Below are 16505 nucleotides of genomic sequence, written 5' to 3'. Positions count from 1 at the left end.
AAGTCAGGGCACGGCGCTCGTCGTAGGCGATGGGCATGCCAGGAGCGTGGCGCCGCGCGGCCTTGTATGCTATTGTCATACATCCGTTGAGAGATGTCCTTATGCCAACCGCCTCCGCCGCCGTTCTGAGTGTTCGCGTCAATGCCAGCGAACGTGCCTTGCTGGAGGCCGCAGCCGAACAGGCCAGTACCAGTCTCAGTGACTTCGTGAGGCGGCGCGCCCTCGAAGCCGCTGAGACCGATCTGCTCAATCGCCGCATCGTGACGATTGCGGCGAAGGACTGGGCCAGGTTTGAGGCCTGGGCCAGTGCGCCGGCGAGGGAAGCACCGGCGCTTCGAAAACTGTCCAAGTCTCGCCCCGTCTGGCAGAAGTGAGTTCAGACACAGCTGCCGCCTTCACACCGCCGCGACCCCTGGTGGCCGATGACGACACAGCGGCGTTCGATTGCGGGCGCGACGCGTTGAACCACTGGTTCCGTCGCCACGCGGTGCGCAACCAGGAATTGGGAGTTTCGCGGACCAGCGTGATCTGCGAAGTGGAAACTGGCGGCCTCATTGGCTACGTTAGCCTGTCGACGGCGCAGGTCGAGCGAGCCTGGTTGCCGAAGGCGCAGCAACGCAATCGACCCGATCCGCTTCCCGCCATCCTGCTGGGCCAGCTGGCGGTCGACCTGCGGTGGCAGGGGCAAGGCATCGCACGATCGCTGATGTTCTATGCGCTCACCACGGCGGTGCGCCTGTCCGACCAGGTCGGCTGCTTCTGCGTGCTGACGCATCCGCTGGATGACGATGTGCGGGCGCTCTATGCGGCCTTCGGATTCGAAGACTTGCCGTTCGATCCTGCGCGCAGCATGGCGGTTCGCATCGCGGATCTGGTGCGCAGCGGCTTCAGGGCAGGAGACTGAGCTTGCGTCCTGTGGCACGCCGCGTCGATGGGCCGGGACGAGCAGGCGCATATCAGCCAGCATGCAAAAGGCTTGGGCGCGATTGTTGGTGAGCGCGGACGCGATGCTGATGGGAGGCAATCGCTCGGGATTCGGCCTGAGCGATTGCCGTCAAAGCGTCGGCCAAGCAGTGAGGAGGCATGTTGGCGGAACGCAGCGGAGGCCCCGACAGCGAGCACATCTGTCACGGCTGTGGCCACCGCGCGGCCTGCGGCGCCGCAGGCGAGCACCTGGCGGGTTCGGTCCTGGGGCGATAGAATGTCAAAAATATTCGACAATTCTTCGGGTCAAGCCGTGGACCTCTCCAACCTGGGCACCATCATCCGCGAGCGGCGCGAGGCGCTGGGACTGACGCAGTCCCGGCTCGCACAGCTGAGCGGGCTTTCGCGGCAGACGCTGGTCGGCCTGGAGGCGGGCGCTCTGAGCGATCTGGGATTCAACCGGGTGGCCCAGGTACTGGCCGTGCTGGGGCTGGATCTCGACCCGCCCAGCGCGGCGGCGCGCTCCCGGAAGCGGGGCCTGTGGATGGCGGCGAAGAACGCCAGCGTGAGCTACGTCCAGGAGGTGCCGCCCGACACGCTCGGCCATGCGCTGGTCAGCGGCAGCGTACCGAAGGGCTACGCGGCCCATCTGACGCATCTGCTGGACGAGGCGCCGGTGCCCCTGGTGGTGTTGGCCGTAGAGGAAGCCGCCCTTAGCGAGGGTGTCTCACCCAAGGCCGTATGGCGGAACGTCGCGAAGTTGGCCAGGTCACTGGCCGTGCAGCGGCAGAGCCTGTGGGTATGAGTGTCCCGCGGCACCCGACTGCGGTCCGATCAGGGTACATCAGCCTTGCCCCAAGGCGGCTATGCGGCTGCATCAAAGCCAGCAGGCTTGACTTCCAGGTTCGTGACTTCGGTGGTCTGACGAAGCGGCCATCTGCGTGCGACCCCAGTCTTGACGTGGTGCCCCGGTAAACTGCGAATAGTTCAATTGCTCGCCATGAAGCGTCGATACGCCCAGTTCAATCCAAAGCGAAGGTTGATTACGCCTGCGCAGGCGCAAGCTCGTTCGGATGAACTGAAGGCTCTTGCTGAGCGTGCACGTTATGGCGGCAACCCGGAGCACAAGAAGAACCCAGGTGACTTCGGTCTGACCCCGCCGTCTGATTCTCGACAAGGCAAGTCGCTGTGTGATGCTGCAAAGGTGTTCAGACATGCTGACGCCGAGGCAATCCTCAAGGGGGGACTTGAGCGTGGCACGGTCAGCGACAGGATGGAGGGCGAGTGGCCGAAGAACGTCTGGTCAGTCACTGAAGATGGCATCGCGATAGAGGCCCAGCTAGAGAACCCTGAACTTGGGTCGTATCACGGCTATCCCATGCCCGAGACGGATCCTCTGTCCCAGGAAGTACTTCGTCGGTGGGCACGTGTCGATGGCTGAGTTCCGCATCAACGCGAAGTGGATGGCCTCGGCTTCTGGTGAGGCAGAAGTACGAGCGACGGCTGCGCTCGTCGACATGTACGTCGATGGTGTTTGCTTGACTCGGAACCAAGACATCTGGGCCGAGACGGTACGAGACAACGTGTTTGTGTCGGCCTACCCGCTGGCCATGTGGTTTGCGGCATCGTGGTGGCGCCTGAACTACGAGCCGTTGCCGGCTCAACAGCCTGGCCACGACTGGCGGATGGTCCATGAACTTGGCGCAGCGAACCACGGATTCGTCTGGCCGCGGGTCATCTGCGTTCCTGACGGCGAGTCAATACACCTCTGGGCGGCTGCGTCCTTGACACCTGATCAATCGGTGCAGTACCTGCAGTCACTGGAGGTGCCGAGGGTGCTTGCTTTGGGCGACTTCCAGCAGGGTGTTCAGCGTTTTTTGCATAGCGTGCTTGCTCGACTTGATGCCAAGGACCTCGCGGGATCTGACCTGGCTCAGCTTTGGGCAGTGCTCCAGGAGGATCTGGCGGATCCGGAGGCCGTTCGCCGAAGGAAGCTAGAAGCCGAACTGGGCTTCGATCCCGAGGAGTGTCCGGAGGATGCGCTGAACGCTGCGTTGCTTTGGGAGCAGAAGATTGGAGACGAGGCTCTCACGGAGTTGGCTCCAGCCATTGCATCGTCAGGAGGCAGTCCTGATCTGACCTCCCTTTCGCAGCTCGAAATGGGAGATGGGGTTGTCGGAACTCCCACTGTTTCGCCCGACGCCATTGATCATCTCGATCACGGTGCGCCTTGGGAACGGGCCGTCCACGATGCGCGTGCCCTGCGCCGGGCGCTGGGCAACATCGGAGAGCCTCTGTCCAGCAGGACTTTGTTTGACCTCTTGGGCCTGCCCGTGGCAGATCGGGGACATCTGAGCGTGCCTGACGGCCGGGTCCCTGTTGCGGTTGCAATCCCCTTGGATGGGCAACGGATGAAGTTCGTCCCTCGCCGGCGCAATCCTGTAGGACAGCGATTCGAGTTCGCGCGTTTCCTGGGCGAGTACCTGCGCTTTCCGGGGGATAGGAAGGGTTGGCTGGCTTCGACTGATCTGGCTACCTCACGCCAGAAGTATCAACGCGCCTTCGCCGCTGAGTTCTTGTGCCCGCTTGATTCGCTCACGTCGTTCTTGGGCGGTGACTTCTCGTCTTATGCAATCGATGAAGCAGCCGACAAGTTCGAGGTCAGCGAGCAGGTAGTGACCAACCTGCTACTCAACAACGGGTACATCCATCACCACTGGTCGAGGGACTTGCCGTATCAGGTGGCAGCCTAGAGTGATGGGGCTTCTGCGTGGAGTTGATGACAGTCGGCTCCACCGCCACAATCTGGAGGTGGAGGGTCTCAGGACATCCGGGTCAGGGTGGGGGAACAGGTGGGGGAACGAAACGCTCGCTTCCGCAGTTTTTCCCAATGAGACCAACAGCTTAGGTCGCCGTTTTGTATCCCATCAGCCACCCCACCGAAACCCGTTGGCGCACGCACAAGGCCTTGAATTCCAGCGAAGTCAGGGCCTTGTCGTTTCGAGGCTGAAGCATGAGCTGGCCTGCGACGGAGTCGCGCTTTGCCAAGCCCTCACTCCGCCAGCCGGCGACGCTCGCTGATCTGCGGATGTGTCGACAGCCAGGTCGGCGGCTCGCTGCCGCTGCGCGCCACCTCCAGGGCCATGCGGTCCCAGACCTCGATCCACAGCGCAGGCGGCAAGCCGGCGCTGGCCATGAAGCGCAGTGCCTCGGTGTCGGCCTCGCGTTCGGCGTCGCGGCTGTAGGCAAGCCCGCGCAGGGTGGCCAGCGTGGTTGCGGCGACGGTGGAGAAGTCGCCCAGCACCGCGCCGGCTACGGCCAGCACGCCCAGTTGGCGCATCAGCGCCTGCATGCCGTGGCGGTGGCGCACATGGGCCAGTTCGTGGCCCAGGATCACCATCAGCTGGTCGTCGTTGAAGGCTTCGATCAGGCCGTCCATCAGCACGATCTGCCCGTTGGGCAGGGCAAAGGCATTGAAGCCGCTGGCACCGTCCTGGCTGCGGCGGCAGGCCAGGGGGCGCAGCGTCACCGTGGGGGCGAAGCTGTGCGCGGAGTGCTCGAAGCGCCGGCCCAGGGCCTCGCAGCGCGCCCCGTGCTGGGTCGGCACGAACCATTGCTTGTCGATCATCTCCCAGGCCTGGTTGCCGATCGCCTGGTCCACCCGGGACGGCACCAGCGGCAGCACCGCCGTCGCCAGTTGGCCGGCCCCGGTCTGCACGAACCAGCCCACCAGCAGCACCAGCAGCAGCACCGCCGCCGCCACTGCACGCGCGTCGCCAATGGCGCGCTCGACCCAGCTTGTACGCCCCTGCGCCGCGCGCAGCGCCTGCGCGAAGGCGGTGTCGTCGACCCACAGCGTGCCGCCTTCGGGCAGCCCGACGGGACAAGGTACGCCGGTCTGCGCGGCCCCCAGGGCCAGCGCTGCCACGGACACCCGCTGGGGCCCCGAGGGCCAGCCCCCGATGTGCAGCTCAGCCGCTGCAGGGCCGCGCTCCAGGCGCAGGTCCAGCTTCGGTAGCGGGCCACGGCCACCGCGGCAGAAGGCCACCACAGCCCGCAGCTCAGCAGCACGCCCGCCATGTGGCGCAGCAGCAGCAGCCAAAAGACGCGGCCTTCCATTTCGCCGCGGAAGCCGATGTCGCCGTAGCGGGTGTGGCCCCACACCACTTGCTGAAGCCGGGCGGCGAACCAGGGCCAGACCATCAGCCAGATCAGCAGCACCAGGCGCCGGCCAGCAGCCCTGCCAGCTGCGGCCGCAGGCTGCTGTCGGGGGCAGGCGACACGCCGCCCTGCGCCGGCCCCGAGGCTTGCACCGCAGCCCAGGCCGCGCCCAGAAGAACGCCGATCACCAGCGCCACGATGAACAGTGCGACGGCTGTCGCATACACGCCGTAGAACTCGGGCGCGCTGCGCTGGTACTCGAAGCGACGGTCGCCAAAGCTCGCGTGGCTGTGCTGCAGGTGCTTCAGGCGCGCGTGTGCCCAGGGCAGGCCCAGCAACGGCAGCAGGCCGATCGCCACCAGCCAACCACCCTCGATGCCCTGGGCCTGGGCCACGCTCCCGGCCGTCCACAGCAGCAGCAGTGGCACGCAGACTGCATACAGCCGCGCTCGGGGCACCGCGAACCCGAAGCGCATGCCGCGCCAGCTGGTGTTGGCCAAACGGAAGCGCTGCGCGCTGGCGAACAGGAGCGGGCCCAGCACGCAGAACAGGCCCAGCACCGCCAGCCCGACCCAGGGGGCGATCGCAAACGACCAGCTCCACACCGCCAGCAGCAGCAGGGCCACGACGCGGCCCACGAGGATGCGCCGGGGCTCGCCATGGAAGTCGAAGCGGTCGCCATCGTGCTCGGTGTGCTGGGCGAACCAGCGGGCCTTGCGCACTTTCGCCCAGGCGGAGTACACGCCCAAAGTCAGCAAGGTCAGCAGCAGGTTCACGACCCAGATGCGGAAGTACGCGGCGCCGCTGCCGACCAACTCGCGCCGCAGCGGGCTGTCTTCCAGTTGCAGCGCCAGGCGCGGGGCCACAGGCGCAGCCGGGCGCTCCGCGTCGCCAGGGGCGCTCGACGGGGCGGCGGTCTCGGGTCGCTCGGGGTTCATCAGGATGCGCGGCAGACCAGCGGCGTGTCCGGAGATGATGGGGCGAGCCGCCCACGCTCCTAGGAGCGTGGGCTCACGGACACCACTGCGCCGCCAGGGTGGAGAAGTCCGGTGCGTCGGACCAGCCCGGCAGCTTCAGTTGCGCCGGCAGGCAGCTGTAGCGGTGCAGCAGCAACAGGCGCAGCAGCGCCTCGCGGTCGGCGCGCGGCGTGGCCCTGCCGTAACCGGCAAAGAACGCGTCCAGGCGCTCGGCCCGGCCCTCGACGAAGAAGCACAACGGGCCCAGCCAGTCGTAGGCGCACGGGCCCACGAGCCCGTCGCCGAAGTCGATCATGCCGGCGAGCAGGCCCTCCGCGTCGACCAGCAGGTTGAAGGGCGTGAACTCGCCCGTCAGGGCGACATCGGGGCCCTCGGGTACGGGGCCGTCCAGAAAGCCAGGCAGCTGCTCCAGCAGGTGGGCGGGCAGTCCGGTTCGGTGCTGCCGGGCCTCGCAAGCCTGGCGCTGCTGCGCCAGGAATGTGGGCCAGGCCGGCGCCACGGCGCGCAGGGGCCCGGGTGGCAAGGCGTGGAGCTCCGCCGCGACCCTGCCGATGCGCTGCAGCAGCGCAAGGCGCTGCCCTTCGGCCAGCACCGGCCAGAGGCCGAGCAGCGCAGTGCCGGGCAGCCGCGTCATCGCCAGCCAGGGCCAGCCGCCCAGGTCGCCGTCGGCCAGCAGCCGCGGCGTTGGCACTGACAGCCGGCCGTGTACGTGGGCCAGCGCCGCGCGCTCGAACAGGAAGTGATCGTGCAGGAAGGGCGGGTAGACCTTCAGCACCACGCCGCCGGCCAGACCCACGAGCACGGTGCTTGTGTCGGCGGCGGTGCAGGGCGCGTCGGTGAAGCGTGCCGCCAGCGCGGCCACCACCGGCAGCCAGCGCGCGGGCTCGGCTTGCAAGGCGTCGAGCGCGGCCGGGCCGATGTCGCGTGGCAGCGCCGCGCCGACGGCGCTCACTCCACCTTCGCGCCCGAGGCCTTCACCACGCCCTCGTAGCGTTTGTACTCGCGCTGGATCAGCGCCGCGAACTGCTCTGGCGTGCCGCCCACCGGCTCGGCCATCAGCTGCGCGAAGCGCGACTTCACCTCGGGCGTGTCCAGCGCGGCTTTGAAGGCGGCGTTGAGCCTGGCCACCTCTCCGCGCGGCGTGGCCGCGGGCACGACGAGGCCCCACCAGGTGTCGATCTCGAAGCCCGGCAGCACCTCGGCCAGCGCCGGCACCTCGGGCATCAGCGGGCTGCGCTTCGCGCTGGTGACGGCCAGTGCGACGATGCGGCCGCCGCGGATGTTGACCGCAGCGCCCGCCAGGTTGTCCAGCGTGTAGTCCACCTGGCCGGCCACCAGCGCCTGCTGCGACGGCGCGGCGCCGGCATACGGGATGTGCACGGCGAAGAAGCCGCCGCGTTGCTTGAGGATCTCGCCGCCCAGGTGCCCGGCGCTGCCCATGCCGCCGCTGCCGTAGTTGAGCCTGCCCGGGTGGGCCTTGGCGTAGGCCAGGAAGTCCTTGAGGCTGGCGATCTTCAGCCGCTGCGCGACCTCGGCGTTGATCACCAGCACGTTGGGGATGCGCACCATCTGCACCACGGCCGCGAAATCCTTGATGGGGTCGAAGGGCAGCTTGTTGAACAGCCAGGGGTTGATGGCGTGCATGGCGGGGGCAGCGATGCCGATGGTCAGGCCGTCGGCCGGCGCCTTGGCGACGAGGTCGACGCCCAGGTTGCCGCCGGCACCCGGCTTGTTCTCGATGACCACCGGGCCCAGGCTGTCCTTCACCCGCTCGGCCAGCAGCCGTGAGGTGATGTCGATCGGGCCGCCGGGCGCGAAGGGAACGACGATGCGGCGCGTGGCCGCTGTCTGCGCGACGGCCCGGCCGGGCAGCGTGGCGGCGGCCAGCGAGGCCAGGGCGGTGGTGGCGGTGCGGCGGCTGATCATCAGCGGGTCTCCATCGAAAGCGGGGTGGTGGACGGGCATTGTCGGCGCGGCTGCCGGGCCGGGTCGGCGTTGCCGTATCCCCGATTGCGTGCCCATCAGGCCAGGCTACAGTGCCGCGCATGATCCATCACCCCGATTGGGCGATCGCGCGTGAGGTGGGCCTGCGGGACGGCCTGCAGATCCTGGCCCGCACCGCGCCGACGGCGCACAAGATCGATGGGCTGCGCGGCGCCATCGTCCGCGCCGGGCTGCCCAAGACCCTGCAGCCCGCGGCGGTGGCGGCATGACGGCCCCGCTGCCCCTGGTGGGCCTGGTCGTCGTCGAGTTCACGCACATGGTGATGGGCCCCACCTGCGGCATGGTACTGGCCGACCTGGGCGCCGACGTCGTCAAGGTGGAACCGCTGGGCGGTGACCGCACACGCACGCTGCTCGGCGCCGGGGCGGGCTTCTTCCCGATGTTCAACCGCAACAAGCGCAGCATCACGCTGGACCTGCACGATGCCCGCGGCGCTGCCCTGGCGCGTGAGCTGTGCGGCACGGCCGACGTGGTGATCGAGAACTTCAAGCCGGGCACGATGGCCAAGTACGGGCTCGACCATGCGGCACTGTCGGCCGTCAACCCGAGGCTCATCTACGCCAGCCTCAAGGGCTTCCTGCCCGGCCCCTACGAGCTCCGCACGGCACTCGACGAGGTGGTGCAGATGATGGGCGGCCTGGCCTACATGACCGGCCGCCCCGGCGACCCGCTGCGCGCCGGCAGCAGCGTCAACGACATCATGGGCGGCCTGTTCGGCGCCATCGGCATCCTGGCGGCGCTGGTGCAGCGCGGCATCACCGGGCGCGGCCAGGAGGTCACGAGCGCGCTCTTTGAGAACAACGTGTTCCTGGTCGGCCAGCACATGCTGCAGTACGCGGTGACGGGCCGCAAGCCGGCGCCGATGCCCGCACGCGAGAGCCCCTGGGCGGTGTACGACGTGTTCACCGTGGCCGGCGGCGAGCAGATCTTCCTGGCCGCAGTGTCCGACGCGCAGTGGCTGACTTTCTGCGAAGTGCTGGGATACGCCGACCTGAAGACCGACCCGGCGCTCGCCACCAACAACCAGCGCGTCAAGGCCCGCGCCACGATGATGCCGGCGCTGCGCGAGCGGCTGGCTGGGCGGCGCGCCGACGAACTCGCGGCCACGATGGAGGCCGCCGGGCTGCCCTACGCGCCGATCCGCCGGCCCGAAGACCTCTACGACGACCCGCACCTGCAGGCCACCGGCGGCCTGGCGCCCATCGTGCTGCCCGACGGCGAGCGCGCCGGGCAGACCGTGGGCACGACGCTGCTGCCCTTCACCTTGGGCGGCACGCGCCCGGGCGTGCGGCTGGACCCGCCGCGCGTGGGCCAGCACACGCGCGAGACCCTGGCCGCCCTCGGCAAGACCGAGGCCGAGATCGATGCGATGCAGGCCGCCGGATACGTGGCCTGAGCTTTCCTTCACCACCCACCCCACGACACGGAGACACGATGACGCACCCGACGACACGCCGCCAGATCCTGGCCGCCACGATGGCCGCCGCCGCACTGCCCGCCTGGGCCCAGACCCCCGGCGAGAAGACCATCCGCTTCGTGTTGCCCAACGCCACCGGCTCGGGCGTGGACGCGATCACACGCGCCGCGCAACCGGCGCTGGCCAAGGCACTGGGCCACCCGGTGGTGGTGGACAACCAACCCGGTGCCGGCGGCGTGATCGGCCTGCAGCAGCTGGCGCGCTCGGCGCCCGACGGTTTCACGCTCAGCGTGGTCAGCAACAACGTCGTCATCTTCCCGAGCGTCATCAAGAGCCTGCCCTTCGACATGCCGGGCGACTTCACGCCCATCGCCATCGTCGGCAGCACGCCCATCGTGCTCGTGGTCAACAAGAACGTGCCGGCGAACAACTCCAAGGAGTTCGTCGCGCTGCTGAAGAGCCGGCCGGGCCAGCTGAACTTCGGCTCCGGCGGCAACGGCACCATCCTGCACCTGGCCGGCGAGATGTTCCTCGACGAGGCCGGCGCGACGGCGAAGCACATCCCGTACAAGGGCGTGGGTCCGATGGTGAGCGATCTCATCGGCGGCCAGATCGAGTTCGCCACCGTGGCCCTGCCCAGCGTGCAGCAGCACATCGCCAGCGGCGCGCTCAGGGCCATCGGCGTGGGCACGGCGCAGCGCATCGCCGCGGCGCCCAACGTGCCCACCTTCGTGGAGCAGGGACTGCCGGGCTACGTGGTGGAGGCCTGGTTCGCGGTGCTCGGCCCCAAGGGCCTGCCGGCGGCCGATGTCAAGCGCATCCACGACGCCCTGGCGGCCGCCTTCAACGACCCGGGCGTGAAGGAGACGATGGCCCGTCAGGGCAACACCATCGCCATCTCCACGCCCGAGCAGGCGGTGCAGGCCTTCCGGCGCGAGCTGGCCAAGTACGCGCAGCTCGTGAAGAAGGCGGGCCTGGAGGCCAATTGAGGCGGGGCATGCCGGGAGGGCGGCCCGATAGCATCGGTCCATGACCGACCGCGCCCCCCGCCTCCCCGGCCTGTGCGCGCACGGGCCCTACATGCCGGCGTAATTGGGCCCGCCGCCGCCCTCGGGCGTGATCCAGACGATGTTCTGCGTCGGGTCCTTGATGTCGCAGGTCTTGCAGTGCACGCAGTTCTGCGCGTTGATCACCAGCTGCTCGGCGCCGTCCTTCTGCACGTACTCGTACACCCCGGCCGGGCAGTAGCGGCTCTCGGGGCCGGCATAACGCTCGAGGTTGAGGGCCACGGGCACCGACGCGTCCCTCAGCGTCAGGTGGGCGGGCTGGTTCTCCTCGTGGTTGGTGTTGCTGATGAACACCGAGGACAGGCGGTCGAAGGTGAGCTTGCCGTCGGGCTTGGGGTAGGCGATCTTCGGCACCTGGCTGGCGGCGTGCAGCCGCGCGTGGTCGGGCGTGTGGCGGTGGACCGTCCAGGGCGGGCTCTTGATGCCGAGCTTGGGCAGGAACCACTGCTCGATGCCCGTCATCAGGGTGCCGATGGTGTTGCCCTTCTTGAACCACTGCTTGAAGTTGCGCGTGGCGTGCAGCTCCTCGAACAGCCAGCTTTTCTCGAAGGCCTCGGGGTAGGCGGCCAGCTCGTCGTGCGCACGTCCGGCCTTCAGCGCCGGGGCTATGGCCTCGGCGGCCAGCATGCCGGTCTTGATGGCCGCATGGCTGCCCTTGATGCGCGCGGCGTTGAGCGTGCCGGCCTCGCAGCCCACCAGGCAGCCGCCGGGGAACACCAGCGTGGGCAGGCTCAGCAGGCCGCCGGCAGTGATGGCGCGCGCGCCGTAGCCGATGCGCTTGCCGCCTTCGAGGTGGGCGCGGATGGCCGGGTGCGTCTTCCAGCGCTGCATCTCCTCGAACGGGCTGATCCAGGGGTTCTGGTAGTCGAGGCCGGTGACGAAGCCCAGCGTGACCTTGTTTCCCTCGAGGTGGTACAGGAAGCCGCCGCCATAGGTGTGCTCGTCCATCGGCCAGCCGGCGGTGTGGACCACGAGGCCGGGGCGGGCCCTGTCGGCGGGGATCTCCCACAGCTCCTTCACGCCGAGCGCGTAGCTCTGCGGATCACGGCCCTTGTCGAGCTCGAACTTCTCGATCAGCTGCTTGCCCAGGTGGCCGCGCGCGCCCTCGGCGAACACGGTGTACTTGGCCAGCAGCGCCATGCCCAGCTGGAAGCCCTCGTGCGGCTGGCCGTCCTTGCCCACGCCCAGGTTGCCGGTGGCCACCCCACGCACCGCGCCGTCCTCGGCGTACAGCACTTCGGCCGCGGCGAAGCCGGGGAAGATCTCCACGCCCAGCGCCTCGGCCTGCTCGCCCAGCCACTTGGCCACAGAACCCAGGCTGATGACGTAGTTGCCTTCGTTGTGCAGGCAGCCGGGAATCAGCCACTGTGGCGTCTGGCGGGCGTCGGTGTCGTCGAGGAACAGCACCTCGTCGCGGGTCACCGGCTGGTTCAGTGGCGCGCCACGGGCCTGCCAGTCGGGGAAAAGCTCGTTCAGCGCACGTGGGTCCATCACCGCGCCGCTCAGGATGTGCGCGCCCGGCTCCGATCCTTTCTCCAGCACCACGACCGACAGGTTGGCATCGAGCTGCTTGAGCCGGATCGCCGTGGCCAGCCCCGCAGGCCCAGCACCCACGACAATCACGTCGTATGCCATGGCCTCGCGGGGGCCGTGGGCAGCCAGGATCTCGGCGGGGTTCATGGCGGGGGGCTCTCCTGCAGGGCGCGGGCGGCACCGTGGCGCAGCCGCTGGGTTTCGGGCGGCGAGATTCTAGGAGCCGCGCCGCAGCGCTTGGGTAGCATCGCGCCCCGGCACCACAGGGTGCATCTACAGCCGGAGAAGCGCGCATGGGCATGGACGTCGTCGACTACGAGATCAAGGGCGCCGAGATGCAGTTCGTCGAGGTCGAGCTCGACCCCGGCGAGGCAGCGGTCGGTGAGGCCGGCAGCATGTTCTGGATGGACGCCGGCATCGGCATGGACACCGTGTTCGGCGACGGCAGCGCGCAGCAGGGCGGCTTGTTTGCCAAGCTGCTGGGCGCCGGCAAGCGGCTGGTCACCGGAGAGAGCCTGTTCACCACCGTCTACAGCAACAACGCGCCCAGCAAGCAGCGCGTCGCCTTTGCGGCACCTTACCCGGGCAAGATCCTGCCGATGGACCTGCGCCAGCACGGCGGCCTGCTGATCTGCCAGCGCGATGCCTTTCTGTGTGCCGCACGGGGCGTGAGCCTGGGCATCGCGCTGCAGCGGCGGCTGTCGACCGGTTTCTTCGGTGGCGAGGGCTTCATCATGCAGAAGCTCGAGGGCGACGGCATGGCCTTCGTGCACGCCGGCGGCACCGTGCTGAGGCGCGACCTGCAGCCCGGACAGACGATCTTCGTCGACACCGGCTGTGTCGTCGCCTACACGGGCAGCGTGAACTTCGAGATCCAGTACGTCGGCAAGATCAAGACGGCCCTGTTCGGCGGCGAGGGTCTGTTCTTCGCCCGGCTCAGCGGGCCGGGCACGGTGTGGCTGCAGAGCCTGCCCTTCAGCCGCCTGGCCAGCCGCGTCTTCGCCGCGGCGCCGCAGATGGGCGGGCGCTCCGAGGAGAGCTCCCTCGGCGGGCTGGGCTCGGCGGGGTCCCTGCTCGGCGACATCCTCGGCGGCGACCGCCGCTGAAGCCCGGGCACGCCCGCGGTGTCGCTCTTCGAGGCCTTCTGGCGCGCGCTGGCCACCGTCACCCAGCCCCGGGTGTGGGCCTGGGCGCTGCCGCCGCTGTTGCTGGTGCTGCTGGTGGTGGGCGCCCTCGGCGGGGCGCTGTGGGAGCCGGCGCTGGACGCCGTGCGCGCGCTGGTGGGCCGCTTCGAGCTGGCCAATGGGGTGTGGCGCTGGATGCACGACGCCGGGCTGGGCTCGTGGCGCGCCATGCTGGCGCCCATGGTGGTGGTGGTGCTGGCGCTGCCGCTGGTGCTGCTGCTGGCGCTGCTGGCGGTGGCGCTGCTGGCCGCGCCGGGGATCGCGCGGCACGTGGCCGGCCGGCGCCACCCGGCCCTGGAGGTGCGCGTAGGCTGCGGCCTCGGGCGACGGCTGCTGTGGACGGCCGCCACCACGCTGGCGGCGCTGCTGGCCCTGGTGCTGAGCCTGCCGCTGTGGCTGGTGCCCCCGCTGGCGCTGGTGCTGCCGCCGCTGATCTGGGGTTGGCTGGCGGCGCGCGTTCTGGGCTACCACGCGCTGGCCACCCACGCCACGGCCGAGGAACGTCGCCGCGTTCGCCGTGGCCGCCGCATGGCGCTGTGGGCCATGGGGGTGGGCACCGGCTACCTGGCGTTGCTGCCGGCGCTGCTGTGGAGCCTGGGCAGCGTGGCCTTCGTGCTGGCGCCGTTCTTCCTGCTTGCGGCGGCCTTTCTGTTCGTCGTCGTCTTCGTCTTCGCCGCGGCGTGGTTCGCGCACCTGGTGCTGGCCGAACTGGCCGCGCTGCGGGCGCTGGAGCCGCCGCCCTTGCCCATCGCTGAAAGTGCATCGCCATGAACATCGGCCTGATCATCATTGGCGACGAGATCCTCTCCGGCAAGCGCGCCGACAAGCACCTGGCCAAAGTCATCGAGCTGCTGGCCGCCCGGGGCCTGGATCTGGCCTGGGCTCGCTATGCCGGCGACGACCGCGCGCGCATCACCGCCGACCTGCGCGATGCCTTCGCGAGTGGCGACCTCGTCTTCAGCTGCGGCGGCATCGGCGCCACGCCCGACGACCACACCCGCCCGTGCGCCGCTTCCGCCTGGGGCGTGGAGCTGGCGCTGCACCCCGAGGCCCGCGCACTGATCCTGGAGCGCATGGCCGATGTCGCGCGCGAGCAAGGTCAGCCCTTCGAGCCCGAGCGGCCGGACAACGTGCACCGCCTGAACATGGGCGTGTTTCCGGTGGGCAGCGCCATCATCCCCAACCCGTACAACAAGATTCCCGGCTTCAGCTGCGGCCATGTGCACTTCGTGCCCGGATTCCCGGTGATGGCCTGGCCGATGATCGAGTGGGTGCTCGACACGCGCTACCGCCACCTGCACCGCGCCACGACGGTGCGCGAGCGCTCGGTGATCGTCTACGGTGCGATGGAGGCCGCGCTGACGCCGCTGATGGAGTCCATCGAGGCGCGGTTCGCCGGCATCAAGGTCTTCAGCCTGCCCAGCGTCGACCACCCGCAGCACGGCCGCCACATCGAGCTGGGTGTGAAGCCGGCGCAGCCCGGCGACGGCGACGACCTGGCGGCCTACGCGGCGCTTCGCGAAGGCCTGCTGCAATGTGGTGCCCAGTTAGGCCCCGAAATGGTGCGTTGACATCCGAGAGTGCGCACGACCTCGGTGCGTTCAGCCATGCATCAGGCTGGGGCGCGTGTCGACTGGTCAGGGCATGGTTTCTGCTACAACCCTTTGCAGGCCGCGCACGGCTGTGGCCGGCGCGCTGAATCCCACACCAAACCCAACCCATCGAGCCCCGCTAGGAGAGATCTGAATGGCAAAAACCGTTGCCGACGTGATGAAGATGGTGAAGGAGAACGAAGTCAAGTTCGTCGACTTCCGCTTCACCGACACCCGCGGCAAGGAACAGCACGTCAGCGTGCCCGTTTCGCACTTCGACGAAGACAAGTTCACCGCCGGCCACGCCTTCGACGGCTCGTCGATCGCCGGCTGGAAGGGCATCGAGGCGTCGGACATGCTGCTCATGCCCGACCCCAACACCGCCAATGTCGACCCCTTCTTCGAGGAGCCGACGCTGATCCTGACCTGCGACGTGCTCGAGCCGGGCGACGGCAAGCCCTATGAGCGCGACCCGCGCAGCCTGGCCAAGCGCGCCGAGGCCTACCTCAAGGCCAGCGGCATCGGTGACGCCGCCTACTTCGGGCCCGAGCCCGAGTTCTTCATCTTTGACCAGGTGAAGTGGAACGTCGACATGTCGGGTTGTTTCGTCAAGGTCAGCTCGGAAGAGGCGCCCTGGAGCACCGGTGCCGATTTCGAGGGCGGCAACATGGGCCATCGCCCGGCCGTCAAGGGCGGCTACTTTCCGGTGCCGCCGGTCGACAGCTTCCAGGACATGCGCTCGGAGATGTGCCTGATCCTCGAGAGCCTGGGCATCCCGGTCGAGGTGCACCACCACGAGGTGGCGGCCCCGGGCCAGAACGAGCTGGGCACGAAGTTCAGCACCCTGGTGCAGCGCGCCGACTGGCTGCAGCTGCAGAAGTACGTCGTGCACAACGTGGCCCACGCCTACGGCAAGACGGCCACCTTCATGCCCAAGCCCATCGTGGGCGACAACGGCAGCGGCATGCACGTGCACCAGAGCGTGTGGAAGGACGGCAAGAACCTGTTCGCTGGCGACGGCTACGCGGGTCTGAGCGAGTTCGCGCTCTACTACATCGGCGGCATCATCAAGCACGCCCGCGCGCTCAACGCCATCACCAACCCCGGCACCAACAGCTACAAGCGCCTGGTGCCCGGCTTCGAAGCGCCGGTCAAGCTGGCCTATTCGGCGCGCAACCGCTCGGCCTCGATCCGCATCCCCTACGTCAGCAACCCCAAGGGCCGGCGCATCGAGGCGCGCTTCCCGGATCCGCTGTGCAACCCGTACCTCGGTTTCGCGGCCATGCTGATGGCCGGCCTGGACGGCGTCGAGAACAAGATCCACCCGGGCGAGGCCGCGACGAAGGACCTGTACCACCTGCCGCCGGAAGAGGACGCCAAGATCCCGACCGTCTGCCACAGCCTCGACCAGGCGCTCGACTACCTCGACAAGGACCGCGCCTTCCTGACCAAGGGCGGCGTGTTCACCGACAGCTACATCGACGCCTACATCGACCTGAAGATGCAGGAAGTCACGCGCTTCCGCATGACCACCCACCCGCTCGAGTTCGACATGTACTACTCGCTGTGATGGCGGCGGGCCGGCGCTCTGCCGGCCCGTGGCCCGACCGACGGATCCAAGGATCCCACCGAAGCGGCCCAGAGGG

Annotated in this window: 17 protein-coding genes; 12 read left to right on the top strand and 5 right to left on the bottom strand. The window is 68.7% G+C overall.

Annotated features, from left to right (window positions below; translation table 11 throughout):
• Positions 1-101: 101 nt before the first annotated feature.
• The 5 genes from KA711_12360 (at position 102) to KA711_12340 (ending at position 3677) form a co-directional block, all read left to right on the top strand.
• The gene (locus tag KA711_12360) at positions 102-374 is read left to right on the top strand and encodes a DUF1778 domain-containing protein (protein MCM0609763.1); all 273 of its coding nucleotides are present in this window, start codon (positions 102-104) and stop codon (positions 372-374) included.
• A 41-nt stretch (positions 375-415) separates the two neighbouring features.
• On the top strand, positions 416-904 hold the full coding sequence (locus KA711_12355; protein MCM0609762.1) for a GNAT family N-acetyltransferase: 489 nt from the start codon (positions 416-418) through the stop codon (positions 902-904).
• Positions 905-1201: 297 nt separating this feature from the next.
• Positions 1202-1729, top strand: a complete 528-nt coding sequence (locus tag KA711_12350) for a helix-turn-helix domain-containing protein (protein MCM0609761.1) — start codon at positions 1202-1204, stop codon at positions 1727-1729.
• A 195-nt stretch (positions 1730-1924) separates the two neighbouring features.
• Positions 1925-2365 carry a hypothetical protein gene (locus KA711_12345; GenBank protein MCM0609760.1) on the top strand — a complete coding sequence of 147 codons (441 nt, stop codon included), beginning with the start codon at positions 1925-1927 and terminating at the stop codon, positions 2363-2365.
• On the top strand, positions 2358-3677 hold the full coding sequence (locus tag KA711_12340; protein MCM0609759.1) for a hypothetical protein: 1320 nt from the start codon (positions 2358-2360) through the stop codon (positions 3675-3677). Before KA711_12345 ends, KA711_12340 begins: the two co-directional genes overlap by 8 nt.
• Before the next feature lie 299 nt (positions 3678-3976).
• Here the strand turns inward: KA711_12340 and KA711_12335 are convergent, their stop codons facing one another.
• From KA711_12335 to KA711_12320, 4 genes are all read right to left on the bottom strand, one after another.
• Positions 3977-4675 (bottom strand): M48 family metallopeptidase, encoded by a 699-nt coding sequence (locus tag KA711_12335; protein MCM0609758.1) that lies wholly within the window; start codon positions 4673-4675, stop codon positions 3977-3979.
• A gap of 460 nt (positions 4676-5135) precedes the next feature.
• Positions 5136-6023: a DUF898 family protein gene (locus KA711_12330; protein MCM0609757.1), complete on the bottom strand. Its 888-nt coding sequence runs from the start codon at positions 6021-6023 to the stop codon at positions 5136-5138.
• A 73-nt stretch (positions 6024-6096) separates the two neighbouring features.
• On the bottom strand, positions 6097-7014 hold the full coding sequence (locus tag KA711_12325; protein ID MCM0609756.1) for an aminoglycoside 3'-phosphotransferase/choline kinase family protein: 918 nt from the start codon (positions 7012-7014) through the stop codon (positions 6097-6099).
• Positions 7011-7988: a tripartite tricarboxylate transporter substrate binding protein gene (locus KA711_12320; protein MCM0609755.1), complete on the bottom strand. Its 978-nt coding sequence runs from the start codon at positions 7986-7988 to the stop codon at positions 7011-7013. The genes KA711_12325 and KA711_12320 overlap by 4 nt, the downstream gene beginning before the upstream one ends.
• Positions 7989-8107: 119 nt before the next feature.
• Between KA711_12320 and KA711_12315 the strand changes: the two genes are divergently transcribed.
• From KA711_12315 to KA711_12305, 3 genes are read left to right on the top strand one after another with little or no spacing between them, the layout of a single operon-like run.
• Complete coding sequence (locus tag KA711_12315) at positions 8108-8275, top strand: hypothetical protein (protein MCM0609754.1); 168 nt, start codon at positions 8108-8110, stop codon at positions 8273-8275.
• The gene (locus KA711_12310; GenBank protein MCM0609753.1) at positions 8272-9462 is read left to right on the top strand and encodes a CoA transferase; all 1191 of its coding nucleotides are present in this window, start codon (positions 8272-8274) and stop codon (positions 9460-9462) included. Before KA711_12315 ends, KA711_12310 begins: the two co-directional genes overlap by 4 nt.
• 38 nt (positions 9463-9500) lie before the next feature.
• Entirely contained in the window at positions 9501-10472 is a 972-nt protein-coding gene (locus tag KA711_12305; GenBank protein ID MCM0609752.1) for a tripartite tricarboxylate transporter substrate binding protein, read from the top strand.
• Positions 10473-10559: 87 nt separating this feature from the next.
• Here the strand turns inward: KA711_12305 and KA711_12300 are convergent, their stop codons facing one another.
• A complete protein-coding gene (locus tag KA711_12300; GenBank protein MCM0609751.1) occupies positions 10560-12230 on the bottom strand; it encodes an electron transfer flavoprotein-ubiquinone oxidoreductase in 1671 nt (556 codons plus the stop codon).
• Positions 12231-12376: 146 nt separating this feature from the next.
• On the opposite strand from KA711_12300, the gene KA711_12295 reads away from it, so the two are divergent.
• The 4 genes from KA711_12295 (at position 12377) to glnA (ending at position 16429) form a co-directional block, all read left to right on the top strand.
• A complete protein-coding gene (locus KA711_12295; protein ID MCM0609750.1) occupies positions 12377-13189 on the top strand; it encodes a TIGR00266 family protein in 813 nt (270 codons plus the stop codon).
• Positions 13190-13207: 18 nt separating this feature from the next.
• Entirely contained in the window at positions 13208-14038 is an 831-nt protein-coding gene (locus KA711_12290) for an EI24 domain-containing protein (GenBank protein ID MCM0609749.1), read from the top strand.
• Positions 14035-14838 (top strand): competence/damage-inducible protein A, encoded by an 804-nt coding sequence (locus KA711_12285; protein MCM0609748.1) that lies wholly within the window; start codon positions 14035-14037, stop codon positions 14836-14838. The genes KA711_12290 and KA711_12285 overlap by 4 nt, the downstream gene beginning before the upstream one ends.
• A gap of 175 nt (positions 14839-15013) precedes the next feature.
• Positions 15014-16429 (top strand): type I glutamate--ammonia ligase, encoded by a 1416-nt coding sequence (gene glnA, locus KA711_12280; GenBank protein ID MCM0609747.1) that lies wholly within the window; start codon positions 15014-15016, stop codon positions 16427-16429.
• Positions 16430-16505: the final 76 nt, after the last annotated feature.

The sequence above is a fragment of the Ideonella sp. WA131b genome (genome assembly GCA_023657425.1).
GTDB lineage: Bacteria > Pseudomonadota > Gammaproteobacteria > Burkholderiales > Burkholderiaceae_C > Rubrivivax.
The sequence above is the reverse complement of the archived record's forward strand: the minus strand, read 5'-3'. Positions and strand labels throughout refer to the sequence as shown.